General features: G+C 69.5%; 10 protein-coding genes. 6 read left to right on the forward strand and 4 right to left on the reverse strand.

Translation table 11 applies throughout. The features are described from left to right. The 3 genes from JOL79_RS32605 to JOL79_RS32615 form a co-directional block, all read right to left on the reverse strand. Positions 1-226, reverse strand: a 226-nt coding sequence (locus JOL79_RS32605) for a hypothetical protein (RefSeq protein WP_372446825.1), incomplete at its 3' end; no start/stop codon positions are given. Further along, the gene (locus JOL79_RS32610) at positions 219-1733 is read right to left on the reverse strand and encodes a sugar ABC transporter ATP-binding protein (RefSeq protein ID WP_210159787.1); all 1515 of its coding nucleotides are present in this window, start codon (positions 1731-1733) and stop codon (positions 219-221) included. The genes JOL79_RS32605 and JOL79_RS32610, both read right to left, overlap by 8 nt. Next, the gene (locus JOL79_RS32615) at positions 1726-2808 is read right to left on the reverse strand and encodes a sugar ABC transporter substrate-binding protein (protein ID WP_210159788.1); all 1083 of its coding nucleotides are present in this window, start codon (positions 2806-2808) and stop codon (positions 1726-1728) included. The genes JOL79_RS32610 and JOL79_RS32615 overlap by 8 nt, the downstream gene beginning before the upstream one ends. Before the next feature lie 995 nt (positions 2809-3803). Between JOL79_RS32615 and JOL79_RS32620 the strand changes: the two genes are divergently transcribed. The 6 genes from JOL79_RS32620 (at position 3804) to JOL79_RS32645 (ending at position 13695) form a co-directional block, all read left to right on the forward strand. After that, a complete protein-coding gene (locus JOL79_RS32620) occupies positions 3804-5090 on the forward strand; it encodes an ROK family transcriptional regulator (protein WP_210159789.1) in 1287 nt (428 codons plus the stop codon). A 212-nt stretch (positions 5091-5302) separates the two neighbouring features. Beyond that, positions 5303-10516 (forward strand): ThuA domain-containing protein, encoded by a 5214-nt coding sequence (locus tag JOL79_RS32625; protein WP_210159790.1) that lies wholly within the window; start codon positions 5303-5305, stop codon positions 10514-10516. A 108-nt stretch (positions 10517-10624) separates the two neighbouring features. Further along, a complete protein-coding gene (locus JOL79_RS32630; protein ID WP_210159791.1) occupies positions 10625-11257 on the forward strand; it encodes a hypothetical protein in 633 nt (210 codons plus the stop codon). A 98-nt stretch (positions 11258-11355) separates the two neighbouring features. Further along, positions 11356-12381 (forward strand): WxL protein peptidoglycan domain-containing protein, encoded by a 1026-nt coding sequence (locus tag JOL79_RS32635; protein WP_210159792.1) that lies wholly within the window; start codon positions 11356-11358, stop codon positions 12379-12381. Positions 12382-12457: 76 nt separating this feature from the next. Beyond that, on the forward strand, positions 12458-13105 hold the full coding sequence (locus JOL79_RS32640) for a hypothetical protein (RefSeq protein ID WP_210159793.1): 648 nt from the start codon (positions 12458-12460) through the stop codon (positions 13103-13105). Beyond that, positions 13102-13695: a hypothetical protein gene (locus tag JOL79_RS32645; protein WP_210159794.1), complete on the forward strand. Its 594-nt coding sequence runs from the start codon at positions 13102-13104 to the stop codon at positions 13693-13695. Before JOL79_RS32640 ends, JOL79_RS32645 begins: the two co-directional genes overlap by 4 nt. Before the next feature lie 19 nt (positions 13696-13714). Here the strand turns inward: JOL79_RS32645 and JOL79_RS32650 are convergent, their stop codons facing one another. Further along, a complete protein-coding gene (locus JOL79_RS32650) occupies positions 13715-15898 on the reverse strand; it encodes an alpha-glucuronidase (RefSeq protein ID WP_210159795.1) in 2184 nt (727 codons plus the stop codon). Positions 15899-15903: the final 5 nt, after the last annotated feature.

Consider the following 15903-nt stretch of genomic DNA (forward strand, 5'->3'; position numbering starts at 1 on the left):
GGGAGACCTCGGACATGGTCTGCAGGATGTTGATCAGGTTGTCGCCCTGCAGGAAGATCGGGTTGACGATCTGACCGACGATCGCGATCACGATGACCGCGGGGATCAGCGCGAAGTCCCGCAACCGCGCGAGCCGGACGCGGGAGCTCCCGCGCGCCGTCCCTGCCGCCTCAGGGGCGACGTCCGGGGACGCGGGCCGCTGGGGGGACGCGGACGTCTCAGGCATCGAGGTGGACTCCTTCCATGGCGGCCACCATCTCGTGGTCGTGCCAGCCGGCGGCCAGTTCCGCGACGACGCGGCCCTGGAAGAGCACCAGCACCCGGTCACACAGCCGCAGATCGTCGAGTTCGTCCGAGGCGATCAGCACTCCGGTGCCCTGCTCGGCGGTCTCCTCGACCTTGCCGAGCAGGAACTCCTTGGACCGGACGTCGACCCCGGCGGTGGGGGTGATCAACACCAGCAGCTTCGGGTCGTTGGCCAGAGCACGCGCCATCACGACCTTCTGCTGGTTGCCCCCGGACAGCCCGGAGACGGGCAGTTCGGGACCGGGGGTCTTGATCGCCAGGTTCTCGATCATCTCGCGGGCCAGCACGTCCCTGCGCCGCCCACTCACGAAACCCGCCGAGCCGAGCCGTTCCGGGATCGTCATGGTGGCGTTGTCGGCGATCGACATCAACGGCACCAGCCCCTGGTGGTGCCGGTCGCGGGGCACGAACCCCACTCCGGCGGCGAGCGAGCCCGGCACACTGCCGGGACGCGGCCGGCGACCGGCGACCTCGACGGTTCCCGCCTGCGGGGCGCGCAGCCCCACGACGGTCTCGGCCAGCTCGGTCCTGCCGCTGCCGGCGGCGCCCGCGAGGCCGACGATCTCGCCCGCGCGGACCTCGAAGTCCACCTCTCGGTAGGCGTCGCCGCGCGTCAGTCCGCGCACGCCGAGCACGACCTCGGCGCCGCCGGGCACGGCCGCCCGGGATCGCTCCTCGGCCAGCCCCGTCGCCTCACCCGTCATGGCCGCCACGAGGTCCGCGTGCTGAAGGCCGGCGACCGAGGTGGTCAGGATGTGCCGGGCGTCGCGGAACACGGTGACGGTGTCGCAGATCTCGTAGATCTCCTGGAGGTGGTGGCTGATGAACAGGAACGTCACGCCCTGCTCCTGCAGGGCGCGGATCCGGTCGAAGAGCCGGTTGATCGCGGCGGCGTCGAGCTGCGCGGTGGGCTCGTCCAGGATGATGAACCGGGCGCCGAACGACAGCGCGCGGGCGATCTCGACGAACTGCCGCCGCTCCACGTCGAGCTCTCCGGCGGGGACGCGCACGTCGACGTCCACCGACCAGGTCGCGAGCAGTTCGGCCGCCTTGCTCCGCAGGCTCTTCCAGCCGACCAGCCCGAGCCGGTTGCGGTCGTGGCGGTTCAGGTACAGGTTCTCCGCCACGGTCAGCTCGGGAATGATCGTGGACTTCTGGTAGACGCAGGCGACCCGCTCCCGCCACGCGTCCCGGTCGGACAGCCGAGGCGCGGGCTCGCCGCCGAACCGCACCCGGCCCTCGTCGGGCGCCTGCAGGCCGGTCAGGATCGACACCAGCGTGGACTTGCCGGCCCCGTTCCTGCCCACGAGGGCGTGGGTCTCACCCGGCGTGATCCGGATCCCGGCGCCGTCCAGCGCCACGGTCTCGCCGTACCTCTTCGTGACGCCCACCGCCTCGACGAGCGGTGTGGCCTGCCGCTCAGCCAAGGTTGTTGCCCCACAACGACTTGTCGTCGTGCTTCACGCTGGGGACGCCTCCGTACGTGCCGCCGTCCGCCGTGACCAGCGGCGCGGACAACTGGTCCTCCAGCAGACCCGGCCGCACCTGGATGATCGTGCTGTCATGATCAGTCGCACCCGGCTGGAACGTCTTGCCCTCGATCGCCGCCTTCGCGTACATCAACGCGTACTTCGCGTACAGATCCGCCGGCTGAGACACCGTCGCGTCGATGTTCCCCGCCGCGATGTCCTTCAACTCCTCCGGAATACCGTCGTTGGAGATCACGAACACATGCTTGGGATCATCCGGCGGAACCAGCAGATCACGCTGCTTGAGCAACTGCAACGTCCCCGCCAGCGCGAAACTCGACTCCATGTAGACGCCCTTGATATCCGGATTGGCCGTCAGCCGCGTCTGCAACTTCTGCGACGCCAGCGCACCATCCCAGTTCGTCGCCTCCCCGAACACCGTGATCCCGGGATAATTCGCCTTCATGCACTCGTTGAACGCCTCGGTACGATCCCGGCCGTTGATCGACGCCAGATCACCCTCCAGCATCACGACCTTGCCCTTACCCGACAGCTTCTCCCCGAGGAACTTGCACGCCTTCTCCCCATAAGCCCGGTTGTCGGCCCGCACCACCATGAACGCGTTCCCCGTGTCCGGACGCGTGTCCACCAGCACCGCCGGAATCTTCTTCGCCTCCAGCTGCTGCAGCGTCGGCGCCACCGCCGCCGTGTCCTGCGGCGCCATCACCACACCCTTGACACCCTGACTCATCAGGCTCTGCACATTCGCCGTGAGCTTCGCGATGTCGTTCTGCGAGTTCGTCGTCTTCAGCTCCGACTGCTGCTCATCGGCGAACTTCGGCACGTAACTGATGTAAGAGTTCCAAAAGTCCGTGTCCGAACGCGGATAGTCCACCCCGATGAGCGGCTTGGCCGCCGCACCGCCGCCGTCCGCCGCGGTGTCCCCCGCACCGTCCCCGCCTCCGGCGCATCCGGTGGCGAGGCCGGCCGACAGGACGAGGAACGTTCCGAGGGCGAGCCGTCGTCTGGTCATGGCTGCTCCTTTCGTACGTGTGATCGCAGCCGGAGCCCATGCGTGCCGCCGCCGTCCGAGGGAGGCGCGCGCCTGTAGCCGGACCGACCGGCCCGGTGGGGGGACGCGCACGGAGCGGACCTCCTTGGCGTGTCGCGAAGGTGACGGAGCCTTCACTGCATGGACATGGGATGTCTTTGTAGGCGACCCCAAACGACGCTGTCTAGGTCCGTAATCGAATTGCTGCATATGTCCCGGTTTGTTCGGATGAACGGGACAGCGGCGCCAGCGAGGACTTTCCCAGGCCGGGCCCGGGCTGCCCTCTAGACATGGGATGTCTGATGGTGTCAAGTGTGCCCGTAGAGCTGGATCCCCACCCGGGTGAGAGCCGGGGCGGGTGGGGGTCCCGCCCGCCGACCGGGCCAGACGGCACCACTACGACGGCACCGAAGTCGGCGGGGACGGTGCCGGCATAGCTCTGACTCACGGTCGGCGAACGGGACGTTCGGTTGGGCGCGGGAAGCGCCGGCCGGCGTTCGGGTGGCAGGGGTCCGAACGGGCGGTCGCTTCCGTGCCCGGGTCTCTACGAGTGGTGGATCGCGATGGTGGTCGTTTTCGGGCCGGTCAGGATGGCGACGGCCCATCTGGGGCGCCGGCCGCGTCCGCTGACGTGGCGCGATGCCGGGAGGGGGTCGGGACGGCGGACGAGGTCCGGTCCGCGGGGTCCCCGCCGACCGGTGCCGACTCGTCGAGTCGCCGGTGCGGCCGTCGGCAGCGATCCACGGCCCCTCCACTGGTTCAAACGTCTGGCTCGGCCCGAATTAAAGACACACATGGCCGGAACTGGCAAGAGCTGGCCTGTGTAACGTTCCCGTAACCTCCGGTCTGCACTTGGCTGACCTGCCGAAACGTTGGAGATGCCAACTCGTTACCTGGCAAAGGAGTGCATACCGGCACACATGCATGTTACAAACCCCATTAATTGATCACAGAGATAAACGAAGGGCGGTGACCGCGTGGGGCAGCAAGGGCAGCACCTGGGCCGCGCCGCCGGGGGCACCGTCACACCGACGAGTTCGGCCGCCCTGCGGCGGGCGAACCTCTCGCTGGTGCTCCGCCACCTGCGCGACCACGTGTCACGGTCCAGGGCCGACATCGCCGAGGCGACCGGCCTGCACCGGGCCACGGTGTCGAATCTGGTGGCCGAGCTCCTCGACCGCCAGCTGGTCAGGGAGGTCGGCGTCGAGCACGTCGGCGCGGTGGGCCGGCCTCGCCGGCCCGTGGCGCTGCACGGCGCGCACGTCGGCGCCCTGGGACTGGAGATCAACGTCGACTACATCTCGGTGCACGGGTCCGACCTCAGCGGCCGGATCCTGGTCGAGCGCCGGATCGGCTTCGACACGATGGGCAGCGGACCCGACCGTTCGCTGCACCGGCTCGGCACGGTGGCCCGGGAGGCCATCGAGACGATGCGGTCGGCGGGAGCCGACCCGGCCGGCATCGGTGTCGCTGTCCCGGCACTGGTCGACGTGGCGCGCGGCGTCGTGACGTTCGCGCCCAACCTGAACTGGCACAACCTGCCGCTGGCGGCCCGGCTCTCCGCTACGCTCGGTTCGCCGAACGTGCCGGTGATGGTCGACAACGACGCCAACCTCGCGGCGGTCGCCGAGTACACCTCCGGTGTCGCGGCCGGCACGCCGCATCTGGTCTACCTCACCGGCGAGGTGGGCGTGGGCGGCGGAATCATCGTCGACGGCAGGCTGCTGCGCGGTGCGGACGGGTTCTCCGGTGAGGTCGGCCATCTGCCGGTCGATCCGGCCGGCGCCCGCTGTGGCTGCGGCCGGCGCGGTTGCTGGGAGACCAAGGTGGGACTCGCGGCACTGGTGCGCACGGCCATGCCACAGCAGGCGTACACGCCTGCCGGGCTGCCGGTCTCCGACCCCGAGGAACGAGCGAAGGAGATCTCCAGAGGGCTGGTCGAGGGCGACCGCCACATGATGTACGCCGTCGCCCAAGTGGGGCGCTGGCTCGGGCTCGGCGGCTCGATCGTGGTCAACCTCTTCAACACGAGGGTGATCGTGGTCGGCGGTTACTTCGCCACGCTGGCCGAATGGCTCCTTCCCCACGCCCAAGAGGAGCTGGAACGCCTGGTGGTGGCCGGCGCCGCCGCCCAGTGCCGGTTCACGGCCTCCAACCTCGGCTTCGGCGCCGCCTCACGCGGCGCCGCGAGCATGGTGGTCAACCAGCTCATCGACGACCCTACGACGATCATGGATTCGATACCACGGCCGCCGGTTCACTGACGGCCCCCACAAGCCTGGAGGCGGCATCCTCCAGCCACCGCAGTTCCGATCACAAGTAAGTGGCAACAAGCGCGGCGGCGCGCGCCTTGCCTGACGTCCCCCCGGTCAGGAAAGGGTTTTCCATGTCACCACGTTTGCGAACGTGGGCCAGGCTGCTCACCGCGGCCCTGCCGGCCAAAAGGCTTCGAACTCCACGTGTGACAGCGGCGGCGATGGCCATCGCCCTCGTCGCTCCCGTTCTGTCGCTCCTTCCGACGGCGGCCAACGCGGCCGCTGCCGCGACACCTGACTTCAAGGTGCTCGTCTTCTCCAAGACCACCGGTTTCCGGCACGACGCGATCCCTGACGGAATCGCCGCCGTGCAGAAGCTCGGCCAGGAGAACAACTTCGCGGTCGACACGACCGAGGACAGCGCGCTGTTCACCGACCAGAACCTGGCTCAGTACCAGGCGGTCATCTTCATGTCCACGACCGGCGACCCGCTGAGCACGCAGGACCAGAAGGACGCGTTCCAGCGCTACATCGAGGCCGGCGGCGGTTACGTCGGCGTCCACGCCGCCGCGGACAGCGGTTACAACTGGGCGTGGTACGGCAAGCTGGTCGGCGCGTACTTCAAGCAGCACCCCGCGATCCAGCAGGCCACCGTCAAGGTCGAGGACCCGGCGCACCCCTCCACCGAGGGCCTGCCGACCTCCTGGACCCGTACCGACGAGTGGTACGACTTCCAGTCCAACCCGCGCGGGACCGTGCACGTGCTGGCGTCGCTGGACGAGAAGTCCTACACCGGCGCCACCATGGGCATCGACCACCCGACGACGTGGTGTCAGGACTACGACGGCGGCCGCTCCTGGTACACCGGCCTCGGCCACACCAAGGAGAGCTACGTCGAGGCGAACTTCCTGCACCTCCTCCTCGGCGGCATCAAGACCGCCGCGGGCGCGGTGAAGGCGGACTGCTCGGCGTCGCAGAGCGACAGCTACGCCAAGGTCACGCTCGACGACAACACGTCGAACCCGATGATGCTGGACATCGCGAAGGACGGTCGGGTCTTCTACATCGACCGGCTCGGCGACGTCAAGGTCATCAAGCCCACCGGTGGCACCGTCACGGCCGCTCACATGAACGTCTTCACCGCCAACGAGAGCGGTCTGCTCGGCATGGCGCTGGACCCCGGCTTCGACACCAACCACTGGCTGTATCTCTACTACTCGCCGTCGGCTGACAGCGTCGACCGGCTGAGCCGGTTCACGGTCACCGGTGACACGCTCGACCTGACGAGCGAGAAGAAGCTCCTCGACGTGCCGGTGCAGCGGGCCGAGTGCTGCCACCACGGTGGCGGCATGATCATGGACCCGAAGACCGGTGACCTGTGGCTCTCCGCGGGTGACAACACCAACCCGTTCGCGTCGGACGGCTACGCGCCGATCGACGAGCAGTCGGGCCGGTCCTCGTGGGACTCGCAGCGCAGCGCGGGCAACACCAACAGCCTGAGCGGCAAGCTGCTCCGCGTTCACCCCGAGGCGGACGGCACCTACACCATCCCGTCGGGCAACCTGTTCGCGCCGGGCACGGCCAAGACCAAGCCGGAGATCTACGGCATGGGCTTCCGTAACCCGTTCCGGATGGGTCTCGACCCCAAGACGAGCCGGCCCATGCTCTCCGAGTACGGCCCCGACGCCAACTCGGCCAGCGCCACACGCGGTCCGGAGAACACGGTCGAGTGGAACCTCATCACGAAGCCGGGTAACTACGGCTGGCCGTACTGCATCGGCAACAACAAGCCGTACATCGACTACAACTTCGCGACCAAGACCTCGGGCTCCGCGTTCAACTGCGACGCCCCGGTCAACGACTCGCCCAACAACACTGGTCTGACCAACCTGCCGCCGGTCATCCCGGCGACCATCTTCTACCACTACAACACCGACGCGCAGAACTTCCCCGAGCTGCACGGCGGCGCCCCGATGGCCGGCCCGGTCTACCGGTACGACGCCAACCTGCAGTCGGCCAACAAGTGGCCGGCCTACTGGGACGGCAAGGCCATCTTCGGTGAGTGGAACAACAACCAGATGTTCTCGTTCCAGCTCAACGAGGACGGCTCCAAGGTCGTCAAGATCAACCAGATCCTGAAGACCCTGAGCTTCAAGAAGCCCATGGACATGAAGTTCGGTCCTGACGGCGCGCTGTACATGATCGAGTGGGGCTCCGGCTTCGGCGGCGACAACACCGACTCGGGTGTCTACCGCATCGACTACACCAAGGGTGTCAAGCCCCCGGTCGCCCACGTGACCGCGGACAAGACCGACGGCCCTCTGCCGCTGACCGTGCAGTTCTCCAGCGAGGGCAGCCGGGACCCGGACAACAAGCCCCTCACCTACGCGTGGGACCTCGACGGCGACGGCACGGTCGACTCGACCGACGCCAACCCGTCGTTCACCTACACCAAGGCCGGCGAGTTCGACGCGGTCCTGACGATCACCAACCCTGACCATGTGACCGCCAAGTCCAGCGTTACGATCGTCGCGGGCAACACCAAGCCGACGGTCACCCTGCTTCCGCCGCCGGCCGGAGGGTTCTTCGAGTTCGGCGACCAGGTCAAGTTCAAGGTCGCCGTGACCGACCCCGAGGACGGCACGGTCGACTGCAGCCAGGTGCAGATCCAGGCGCTGCTGGGGCATGACAGCCACGCCCACCCGCTCGACCAGACCACCGGGTGTGAGGGCACGCTGCAGACGCTCACCGACAGCGGTCACGGCACCGACGACAACCTGTTCTACGTGATCGAGGCCACCTACGCCGACCACGGCGGCTCGGGCGGCGCGGCCAAGTCCCTCACCGGACGCGGCCAGGTGATCCTGCAGCCCAAGCACAAGCAGGCCGAGCACTTCACGGAGACCGGCCGGGTCGCGGGCGGCACGGGCACCGACACCCCGGGTGTCACCGTGGAGGACACGACCGACACGCTGGGCGGCTCGAAGGACATCGGCAGCATCGAGGACGGTGACTGGTGGTCGTTCTCCCCGGTGAACCTGGGGAACATCACCGCGATCCGGCTGCGGGCGGCGTCGAACACCACCGGTGGCACCGTGGAGGTCCGTGAGGGCAACCCGGAGACCGGAACGGTGATCGGCACGGCCACCGTGCCGAACACCGGCGGCTGGCAGACGTTCACCGACGTGACGATGAACCTGACCAACCCGTCCGGTAACAGCGGCCCGCTGTACTTCGTCGTGCGCAAGCCGTCGGGTGCGGCGAACGACGCCTTCCTGATCAACGTCAACTGGGTCGACTTCATCGGCAAGGGCGTCACGGAGAACCAGCGCCCGACGGTGAGCGTCTCGGCGAACCCGACGAAGGGCACCGCTCCGCTCAAGGTCGACTTCACGGCGACGGCCACCGACCCCGACGGCGACACGCCGCTCACCTACAAGTGGGCGTTCGGCGTCAACGGGGCCGACCAGCCGACGACCTCCACCGCGAGCTACACCTACACCGCTCCGGGCACGTACACCGCTTCGGTCATCGTGACCGACGCCAAGGGTGCGGCGACCACGGTGAAGGTGCCGATCAAGGTGGACGCGCCGACCACGATGTGCTTCTCGGGTCGTTCCGACGACTTCCTCGGCACGCAGCTCGACCGCGGCCGCTGGTCGGTGATCCGGGAGAACCAGGACCTGAAGGTCGCGGACGGCAGCCTCACCATCCCGACGTCGACCACCGACATCTACAGCACGGGCGGCAACACGCCGAACATCGTCGTGCAGCCGGCGCCGTCGGGTGCCTGGACCGCCACCGCCAAGCTCACGATGAACGCGCGTGACGCTTACCAGCAGGCGGGTCTCGTCATCTACGGCGACGACGAGAACTACGCGAAGATGGTGCTGGAGGCGCGGGGCACGAACGACCACGCCAACCGCATCTTCCAGTTCATCCGGGAGGACAACGCCGCACCGAACGAGGTGACCGCGAGCAACACGGCGGCGCTCGGGGACGCGTACCCCGACACGGTGTACGTCCGGTTCATCAGTGACGGGACGAACATCACCGCCTACTACTCGTCGGACGGCACCACCTTCACCGCCATGCCCGAGACCAAGCCGCTCGCCGGGATCACCAACCCGCAGATCGGCATGATCTCCCTGGCCGGCGCCAACCACCCGGTGGTGGACGCGTCGTTCGACTGGTTCCAGATCACGCCGGACGACAAGGCCACCGGCCCGTCCCCCAACGACGAGTTCGACGGCACCGCCCTCGACACCTGCCGCTGGGACTCGGTGGTCCGCCCCGACGCCACGGCGGCGCGGGTGAGCAACGGCAACCTGGAGCTCGACACCACCACGGGTGACATCTACGGGACCACCAACTCGGGCCCGAAGAACTTCATCCTGCAGAAGGCGCCCAGCGGTGACTGGACGCTGGAGACCAAGGTCGACGCCTCGGCGCTCGCCGAGCAGTACCAGCAGGCCGGTCTCATGGTGTACGGCGACGACGACAATTACGTGAAGTTCGACTTCCTCACCACCAACGCCTCCGGCTCCACGGTGGCGCGGACGATCGAGCTCCGCAGCGAGGTCGGCGGAACCGTGCAGAACCCGCAGCCGCAGGTGAACAACCTCACCACCGGCGTGTGGTGGCTGCGTCTCAAGAAGGCGGGTGACAGCTTCACCGGCTCCTACTCGTCCGACGGCACCACCTGGACGGACCTCGCCACGAGCGGCACGGTGGCCGTGGTGAAGAACAGCGCGGTGGCGAACGCGTCGAAGATCGGCGTGTACACCATCGGCACCGCCCAGAAGGCCGTCAAGACCGCCAAGTTCGACTACTTCCACCTGTCGGGCACGGCGGCTCCGGACAAGACCGCGCCGGTGACGACCGCGACGACCGACCCGGCGCAGCCGGAGAACGGCACCTTCACCGGTCCGGTCTCCGTCACGCTGACGGCGGCCGACGAGAACGGCGGCAGCGGCGTGGCCAAGACCGAGTACTCGCTGGACAACGGCGACTGGGCGGCCTACGGCCAGCCGGTCTCCGTCACCGGCGACGGTCAGCACCAGCTGCGCTACCGCTCGACCGACAAGGCCGGGAACGTTGAGGAGATCAAGACGCTCACGCTGACGATCTCCACCTCGACCCCGGGCGTCACCCTGAACGTCACCGCCTCGTCCCGCTGTGTGGGCGGGTCGGCGTACGTCGCGGTGACGGCCGTCAACGGCTCGGACGTGCCGGTGACCGTGACGCTGACGACTCCGTACGGCTCCAAGACCGTGGCCGATGTGGCCCCGGGCAAGCAGGCGTACCAGTCGTTCAACTCGCGGACCGGGCAGCTGGCCGCCGGCACGGCGACCGTCACGGGCACCGCGACGATCGGCGGGAAGCAGGTCACCTCGTCGTTCGACGCCGCCTACACCGCGATCAGCTGCGGCTGACCGTACCTGCGGTGACCAGGGCTTACGCGCTGGGGACACCGCGGTGACAAACCGGGACCGGCCGGCCGCCGGCCGGCCGGTCCCGGCCCCCACAAATGGAGTGAACACATGAAAACCAAGAGAACCACGCAGATACTCGCCGCGTCGGTGCTCGGTCTCGCCCTCGCCGGCGTGGCCGCCCCCGCGCTGGCGGACGACGCGCCGTCCGGCAGCGGCATCGACGTGTCGGTGAAGATCGAGCCGATCACGACTCCTGGTCAGGTGTCGATGACCGTGGCCGACAACACCGGCGTCTCCCTGCAGGAGAACGGGTCCGACGCCGCCGCCCGTCAGTTCGTCGGCACCCTGCCGACGGTCACGGTGAGCGACACCCGCAAGCCCGAGGACATCCCCGCGGGCGACTACTGGGCGGTCGTCGGCCAGGCCAGCCAGTTCACCGCGACCAGCGGCTCGGCGGCCCCCATCGGCCCGGAGTACCTGGGCTGGATCCCGCGCCTGCTGACCGACTCCACCACCGGCGCGGTGTCGGCCGGTGAGCCCGTCTCCAGCGTCGTCTCCGACGGCAGCGGGGCCCCCACCGTCGGTCTGAAGGGCCAGGAGCTGCTCGTCTCGACGGCGAACTCCGCCGACGAGATCGGCACCTGGAAGGTCAACGCCGACCTCGCGCTGCGGACCCCCGTCGACGTCGCGGCCGGCGAGTACCACTCGACCCTGACGCTTTCGCTGTTCAATCAGTCCTGAGCGGGAGGCGGTCCGCCACCGCCCGCTGTGGACGTCCGGGACGTGTGCGAGTCTGGCGCACGTCCCGGACGTTCACGATGAGACAGGAGACACCTCTGTTGGACAAGAGCCGTTCGCGGGGCGCCATCGCCCTCCTCGCCGTCCTGCACGCTGTCGGCGCGACCGTCTTGGTGGCCCTGGTAGTGTTCGCCACCCCGTCCAACGCCGACACCACCTGGTCGGTCGTGCCGGCCGACGCCAACGGCCCCGACGGCCGTTCCGTCATCGACGTCGAACTCGCCGCCGGGCAGCAGGTGACCGAGCATGTCGCGGTCGTCAACCGCTCCGCCCAGCCGGTCGATTTCGCGATCGACGCGAACGACGGCTATCTCACCGCCAAGGGATACTTCGACATGCGGCCGTCGGACGCCAAGCCGGTCGACGGCGGCTCGTGGGTCGGCATCCCCGACAAGGTGACCATCGCCGGCGGGGCCACCGCCATCGTGCCGGTCCAGATCTCGATACCCAAGAACGCGACTCCGGGGGATCACCCCGCGGGCGTCACCGCGTCGATCGACACGGTCTCCGGCCAGGTGCGGGTGCAGAACCGGGTGGGCGTCCGGCTGAACATCCGGGTGAGCGGCGTCTATACCGCCAAGGTCCAGGTGACCGCCATGCGGGCCGACTACCGGGGATCGTGGAACCCGTTCGCCGCCGGATCCGTCGACGTCACCTACACCGTGGCCAACGTCGGCAACGTCCGGCTGGCCCCGGACGCCCGGCTCCTGACGTCGTCGTTCGCCGGTGAGAGCGGCTGGAGCGACACGTCGGAGGCGAAGGCCAGGGAGATCATGCCCGGGAGCAGCCGCACATTCACCGCACGGGTGACCGGCGTCTGGCCGATGGGGTCGATCACCACGAAACTCGTGTCGATCCCCTCGCCCGCGGGGCGGCCGCTCCCGGGCATCACCGCCGAACGGGTGGCGATCGCCACCACGGTCGTGGCGGTGCCGTGGCCGCAGCTCGCCGTCCTCGTCCTCCTCGTTCTCGTCGTCGTCGCCCTCCGGGTGACCGGCTCCCGGCGCCGCAGGCGCGTGGCGACGCCGGTCGTCCTGAACAGGCCGGGTACGCCGCTCGGCGCCTGAGCACCGCGGCGCGCCCGCTCCACCCCGATCACCCACGCCCCGGGAGGTGGCGATCATCAATCGACCCAGGCACCCGATGCCGGCCCCGCGGCCGACCCGGAAGCGGATGTTCGGCTTCGTCTCCGCGTTCGTGCTCGGCGCGCTCATCGCCGGCGGCCTGGTCTTCCTGGTGACCATGCCGAGCTCGACCGAGCGGGCGGTCGACCGGATCCGGGCCGAGGAGGCGCTCCGGGACAAGACACAGATCAAGGAGCTCACCCAGCTGGCCCGGGACACCCGCGACCGGCTCGTTCCGGTGCTGCAGGGCCTCGACCGGGCCATGCCCGCCGACGGCGTCGCGGGACCGGCCGTGGTGACACCCGCCGATGTCGAAGCCTGGCGCAAGGCCGCGGACGCGGCCGTCCAGGCCTTCGCCGACCCGCCGTCGGGCGAGACCGCGACCAACGTGGCGCGGTCGGGTCTCGCCTCCGCAGTGCAACAGATAGCCACGACCGTCGACACGTACGCGACCTCGCGGGACCTCACCGGACCGACCCGCACGGCCGTGACGGAACTCGCCGTACGGCAACGCGCCGACGCGGTATTCACCTGGTCGATCGGAGCCACCGCCCTCGACGCCGTGAACATCGACGCGGGCTACGGACACCAGCACGTGTTCCTGCCGGCGTCCGGCGACGGGGTGCTCACACCCGACGACGAACCCGAGGGGAATCACGAATCGTGAAGATACTGAAGAAAGCGCCGGCGAAGGCGCCGATGAGGGCACTGTCGTACGCGCTTACCGCCCTGCTGGCCGGGCTGGTCCTGGTGCTCGGCGCACCGGCGGCCTCCGCCCACGGCGGGGCGATCGAACTGCAGGTGACGGGGGACGGCGGCCACGACGTCAACGTGCTCGTCACCTGGAAGAAGGACCATCACCCCGTCACGGACATCGTCGCCGCGACGCTGACCGCGACCTCCTCCGACGGCCGTACCTTCGGCCCGGTCCAGCTCAAGTCGGCGCCCGAGGGCCAGAACCTCTACCACTCCGAGCAGCCGCTGCCGGCCGGCGACTGGAAGGTCACGGTGACCGCGACCGAGCCGGCCAAGGCCAAGGCGACGACGGAGGTGTCGGCCCGTGACATCGCCGCACCGGCCCCGCAGGCGGCGAACGTGCTGCCGGGGGCGCCCGCGGTGACCGCCACCACCGCGACGGACGACGGCTCCGTGCTCGGCATGCTGGTCAAGGTGGCCGTCATCGCCCTCGTGGCGGCGCTCGCCCTGGTGGCCCTGGTGTTCCTCGCCCGCCGCAACCGGCTGGACCTGCGCCGCTGACCGACCGGCGGCACGGTCGTCACGGTATGCGACGGCCGTGCGCGTCGGGCACCCCGGACTTGCGGAAGAAATAGGCGTTGATCTGATCGCGCCACTCTTCCGCGGAGCGGAGCTGCTCGTCGAGAAGTTCCCTGACGCGAGTATGCAGGGCGGGGGCTACCACCACCCCGGCGCCGATGAGCCCGTCCCATCGGCGCCGAGCCTCCGCCACCCGCTCGACCCCCGCGAAGTGAGAGTCGTAGATGTGCTGGATCACGGTCGACCCGCTTCGCAGCACGTGCCCGTACGGGACGTGATGGAAGAACAGCAGCAGCTCGTCGGGGCATCGCTCGACCGACTCGTACACCTCTGACCAGGGCCGCGGATACTGACCGGTGAACCCGGTGCCGGTGGCACGGGTGCGGTCCACGCCGACGCCGTCGCGGTCGGCGAAGTGATAGGTGCCCCACGGCGTGTACTCGTAGCCGTCCACATCGGGGCCGTAGTGATGGCCGGGCCGGACCATGAATCCGACGCCGAGCGGCGCGGTGTACGACTCGTAGGTGCGCCAGGAGTCATCCATGATCGCGTGCAGGGCGTCCCGCAGGCGTTCGGGATCGCCGTCCGTCACCGGCGCGAACGTGAGATCGATCCATTCGTCGAGGATCGCGGCGGGCTCCAGATCCGGCGACCAGGCGAGCCGGCCGAAGGCGTAGAGGTTGGCCTGCGCGAGGGGATGACCGGTCCAGTAGCGGTCCGCGCCGACGTTGGAGACGCCGACCAGTCCGCCGCCGGCGGCACCGTCCTCGGTGTCGCTGGCGGTGTTGCCGGCGGCGACGTCGGCCACGGCCCGGCCGCCGGGCCCCCACGGCCGGAAGCCCAGCACCTCACTCCACATGGGGGCGAGATAGCAGACGTGCCGCTGCTGGCCGGTGTACTCCTGCGTCACCTGGAGCTCCACCGCGACGCGGGTCGACGGCATGGCCGCGATCACCGGCGAGACCGGCTCCCGCGTCTGGAAGTCGATCGGCCCGTGCTTCACCTGCAGGATCACGTTGTCGCGGAACAGCCCGTCGAGCGGGGCGAAATGGTCACAGGCCGCCCGCGCCCGGTCCGTCGACCGGTCGCGCCAGTCCTGCCGGTGGTTGTACACGAAGGCGCGCCAGCGGACGATCCCGCCGAACGGCGCCAGCGCCTCGGCCAGCACGTTCGCGCCGTCGGCGTGCGTGCGTCCGTACGCGAACGGGCCCGGCTGCCCCTCGGAGTCGGCCTTGACCAGGTAGCCGCCGAAGTCGGGCAGCGCCTCGTACACCCGCTCCGTGGCGGCGGCCCACCATTTGCGCACGTCGTCGTCGAGCGGGTCGGCCGTCGGCAGCCCGCCGAGGGTGACCGGCGAGGCGAAACCGACCGACAGGTGCACCTGGATGCCGTACGGCCGCAGCTCGCCGGCGATCGCGGCCACCTCGCCGAGCCGGTCCGTCAGCAGGCGGGCCTCCCCGGCGTGCACGTTCACGTTGTTCACCGTGATCGCGTTCACCCCGCAGGCGGCGAGCAGCCGCCCATAGGCCCTGACCCGGGACAGGTCGTCGCGCAGGGCGCCGTCGAGCCAGAAGATCGAGCCGCCGGCGTAGCCGCGCTCGACCTGGCCCATCACCGGATGGACGTCGACGTTGTCCCAGTGATCGAGGATGCGGCGGGGCGTCGCCGGCCGGTGATGCTCAGCGCGCCGCGTGCCGCCGAACGCCCGCCCGCCGAGCCGGACGAGGTGGAACAGACCGTAGAGCAGGCCGGCCGGGTCGTCGGCGATCACCACCGTGATGTCGTCGTGCCGGTCGATCACGTAGCCCTCGGCGCCGGCGGCGTGATCGCCTGTTCCGCGGTTCCGTCCGAACCCGGCGCGGACCGCCTCCGCGACGGCTGGCAGGGGATCGGCCGTCGTGAGCGCGAGCACGAGGTCGTACGGCTCGCCCTCACGCCCGACGGCGCGCGCACCGGGCCGCCCGCCCGGTCGTCCGGTGCAGCCGCCGCCGGGTGCGCGATGCAGGACGCTTCCTCCGTAGCGGGCGCAGGCCCGGGCCACCTCGTCGTGCACGGTCTCGACGAGAAGGCCGTCGCCGTGCACCAGTGTGCGGCGCGAGCCGATCGCCCGCAACGCCTCCGGCGGCAGCCACGCCGCGTGGACGCCGGCCGGATCGAGAGGAGAGGGGAGATCGGAGACGGTCACGGGGC

The sequence above is a fragment of the Microbispora oryzae genome, assembly GCF_017896165.1.
GTDB classification, from domain to species: domain Bacteria; phylum Actinomycetota; class Actinomycetes; order Streptosporangiales; family Streptosporangiaceae; genus Microbispora; species Microbispora oryzae.